This is a genomic window from Actinosynnema sp. (assembly GCF_052038725.1).
Genome location: NZ_JBQGCX010001542.1, coordinates 1 through 3,047 on the forward strand (window position 1 = coordinate 1; position 3,047 = coordinate 3,047).

A 3,047-nucleotide genomic window follows, 5' to 3' on the forward strand; every position below is an offset into this window, starting at 1 on the left:
GGCGTGGTTGACGCCGCGCAGGACGAAGTCGTTCCCGTTGGCGTCCAGCAACCTCCCGCCGCTGATGGTGAAACCGGTTGCGGCGGCCGAGGGCGCGGCGGCGGGGGCGGCTTCGGCGGGAGCGGGTGGTGGGGCGGTGAAGGCGGAGAGCAGGAGCGCCGCGGCAGCCGCGAGCGCGATTCGGGTGCGCATGGTGGGTGACCTCGCGTGGTGTCGGCGTTGACGTGCGAGCTGGTGGTGCGAGCGCGCGGCGGCGAGGACGGCTCGGTCCGAGCCAAGCAATGAACCGATCAAGTGTCAATCAGCCGGTTCCGGGGTCGGCTGGGCGGATCGGCGCAACGGGAACCCTTGTGCGCACGGGAAAAACCCGCTGCCTCGGTGAGGTCGCGGGTGGCGCGGGGGTGCTCGCCCGGCGGCGGCGTGCCGGGCGGGGTCGGTCAGTAGTCGGGGCAGAGGTGCTCGCGCACCACGGAGAGCACCGAGGCAGCGGTCCGGCTGTCGAGCGCCTCGGGGTCGTTCGGCGGGCTGAAGCGCTCGCGCACCAGCGCGGTCAGGCGGACCTGGTCGTTGCCCATGACGGGCACGTCCACGCACAGCTCGCGGCCCTTGAGGACGGCCTTGTCGGTCTTGCCGCCGGTGATCCGGGGGTCGATGACGTCGAGCGCGGTGATGTAGGCCCGCGTGGTCGCGTCGTCGGGGGCGGGTGGCAACCCGGAGGGGCGCGGGGTCGTGGTCGTGCTCGCCACGACGCCGACCGCCCTCGGCGAGGGTGACGGCGGCGCCTCCTGGGCGCAGCCGCCGACGAGCGCCAACGCGCCCAGGGCAAGGGCAACACCTGTTCGGTTCACGCCGTGGGCGTCGGCGCCCGATCGCCCCGCGTTACCGGTTCCGCACCGGTTCAGGGGTTCGGGCCGGGGCGCCGCGAGCCGGTTCGGCGGGGTTTTCCCACGGGGGACCAACGATTTCCGGGTGATCACGTCGAGCGACGGCGGCCCGGTCCGGCGCGAGGGGGCCGGGCTCGGGGCCATCAGCCCGCGCGGGGCGCGTCGGACCGGTTGGCAGAACCCCGGATCGTCCGGGTCGACCAGCGGGGGCCTCGGCGGTGCGGCCGAAGCGGTTTCCCCGCGGGTTCCCACCGCGCGGCCACCCCGTGACCGAGAGCGACGACGCGCCGCCTCCCGGACCCGGGACGCTACTTCCGCTGAGCGGGAATTCGCACGTGCACCCCGTTACCGCCCGCGCGGGCGCGGGTGCGGGAAGCCGCAGGGCGGCGCGCGGCCCGGTTCGGGCGCGCGGTGATCGCGAAGTCGGTCCCGCCGACCCCGCCGGGCGCGGGGCTAGGGTGGTCGAACCGCCCTACGACGAGTGAGTGGAGACCGCCGATGCCGTGGTTCGACCTGTCCGAGGCGGAGCTGGCGCAGTACCGGACCCCGACCCAGGAGCCGACCGGCCTGGACGCCTGGTGGGCCGAGCGCCTGGCCGACGCCAGGGCGCTGGCGAAGCCGGTGACGACCACGCCGCACGAGGAGTCCGCGTACGGCCCGCTGAGCGTGCTGGACGTCGAGTTCTCCGGCGCGCTGGGCGACCGCGTCCGCGCCTGGCACCTGCGCCCCGCGAGCGACGGCCCGCTGCCCACGGCCGTGGTGTTCATCGGCTACGGCGGCGGCAGGGGCACGCCCACCGAGCACGCCTGGCTGGCGGCGGCCGGTTACGGCGTCCTCGTGGTGGACACCAGGGGCCAGGGCGGCAGGTGGACCACCGGCGCGACCCCCGACTCGGCCCCGTCGGGCCCGTCGCACCCCGGTTTCATGACGCGCGGCATCGACTCCCCCGAGGGCTACTACTACACCCGCTTGATGACCGACGCCGCGCTCGCGGTGGACGTCGCGGCCGGGCTGGACGGCGTGGACCCGGAGCGCATCGCCGTGCTGGGCGCCAGCCAGGGCGGCGGCCTGGCACTGGCCGCGGCGGCCCTGAACCCGACCAAGGTCAAGGTGTGCCACGCGGACGTGCCGTTCCTGTGCGACTTCCAGCGGGCCATCACCCTGACCAGCGCGGACCCGTACGCGGAGATCGCGAACTTCCTGTCGCACAACGTCGCGCTGGTCGACCAGGCCCGCGACACCCTGCGCTACGTGGACGCGGCCCTGCTGGCCAGGCGCATCACCGCGACGAGCCTGCTGAGCGCCGGCCTGATGGACGAGGTGTGCCCCCCGTCGACGGTGTTCGCCGCCTACAACGAGATCACCGCCCCGAAGCGGATCGAGGTGTTCCCGTTCAGCGGCCACGCCGTGCCGAGGACGCACGACGAGGTGAAGCTGAAGCACCTCCGCGAGCACCTCTGACCGGCCCGCCGCGCCCGATCTCGGGCTCGCACTCGCAGGGCCCGTTCCGGTCGAGGTAGTAGCAGTACACCGCGTACACCAGGGTGCCCAGGACGTAGGCCGAGACGAGCAGCGCCCCGAAGGCGAGCGTCCGCTTCCCGGCCACGAACCAGGTCATCACGCAGATCGAGCCGTTGACGACCAGGTCACCGGTGATCAGCCGCAGGCCGTGGTAGTCGTGCCACAGCCACCAGCGCAACCCGCGCATCGCTCCCCCTCGGACCGGTCCCCGAATGATGGCCGGTCCGGGGGCGCCGCGCACCGGTTTTCGCTACAGCAGCCCGAACCGCTTGAGCACGTCCCCCAACGGCTCGCGCCCCGCCCCCAACCGGTCGCTGAGCGGCTGCCACCGCTCACCCCCGACCTCCGGCAGCGGCTCGACCACCCCGCGCCCCGCCAGCTCCTCGTGCGCCAGCAGCAGGACCTCGGCGGCCACCCGCAGCCACACGCAGTCCAGGGCCTCCCCGCGCAGCTCGCTCCACGCCCGGTGGTCGGCGTGCCTCAGCAGCGGCAGCCAGCGCAGCATCGGGTCGCGGCGGGCCTCCCACAGCAAGTCCTCCGCGAACTGCCGCAGGTCGTGCGGCTGGACCGGCACCGCGCCCAACAACGCCCCCGGCTCACCGGCCCCGAGCACGCCCTCGCTCCCGAGCACCCCCGGCAGGT

At 74.3% G+C, this 3,047-nt stretch carries 4 protein-coding genes and 1 pseudogene; 1 reads left to right on the forward strand and 4 read right to left on the reverse strand.

Translation table 11 applies throughout. The annotated features are described in order from the left end of the window. Positions 1–192: pseudogene (locus ACTUAL_RS32345) on the reverse strand (cellulase family glycosylhydrolase); the annotation flags it as partial. A 245-nt stretch (positions 193–437) separates the two neighbouring features. Continuing rightward, positions 438–812: a hypothetical protein gene (locus ACTUAL_RS32350; protein ID WP_096492381.1), complete on the reverse strand. Its 375-nt coding sequence runs from the start codon at positions 810–812 to the stop codon at positions 438–440. Positions 813–1,382: 570 nt separating this feature from the next. Between ACTUAL_RS32350 and ACTUAL_RS32355 the strand changes: the two genes are divergently transcribed. After that, entirely contained in the window at positions 1,383–2,345 is a 963-nt protein-coding gene (locus ACTUAL_RS32355) for an acetylxylan esterase (protein WP_440902891.1), read from the forward strand. On the opposite strand, the gene ACTUAL_RS32360 is transcribed toward ACTUAL_RS32355, so the two are convergent. Together ACTUAL_RS32360 and ACTUAL_RS32365 are read right to left on the reverse strand one after the other, a co-directional pair. Then, positions 2,278–2,592 (reverse strand): hypothetical protein, encoded by a 315-nt coding sequence (locus ACTUAL_RS32360; RefSeq protein ID WP_440902892.1) that lies wholly within the window; start codon positions 2,590–2,592, stop codon positions 2,278–2,280. The two genes, ACTUAL_RS32355 and ACTUAL_RS32360, sit on opposite strands and share 68 nt — an antisense overlap. A 63-nt stretch (positions 2,593–2,655) precedes the next feature. Next, a partial coding sequence (locus tag ACTUAL_RS32365; protein WP_440902893.1) for a hypothetical protein occupies positions 2,656–3,047 on the reverse strand: 392 nt, incomplete at its 5' end.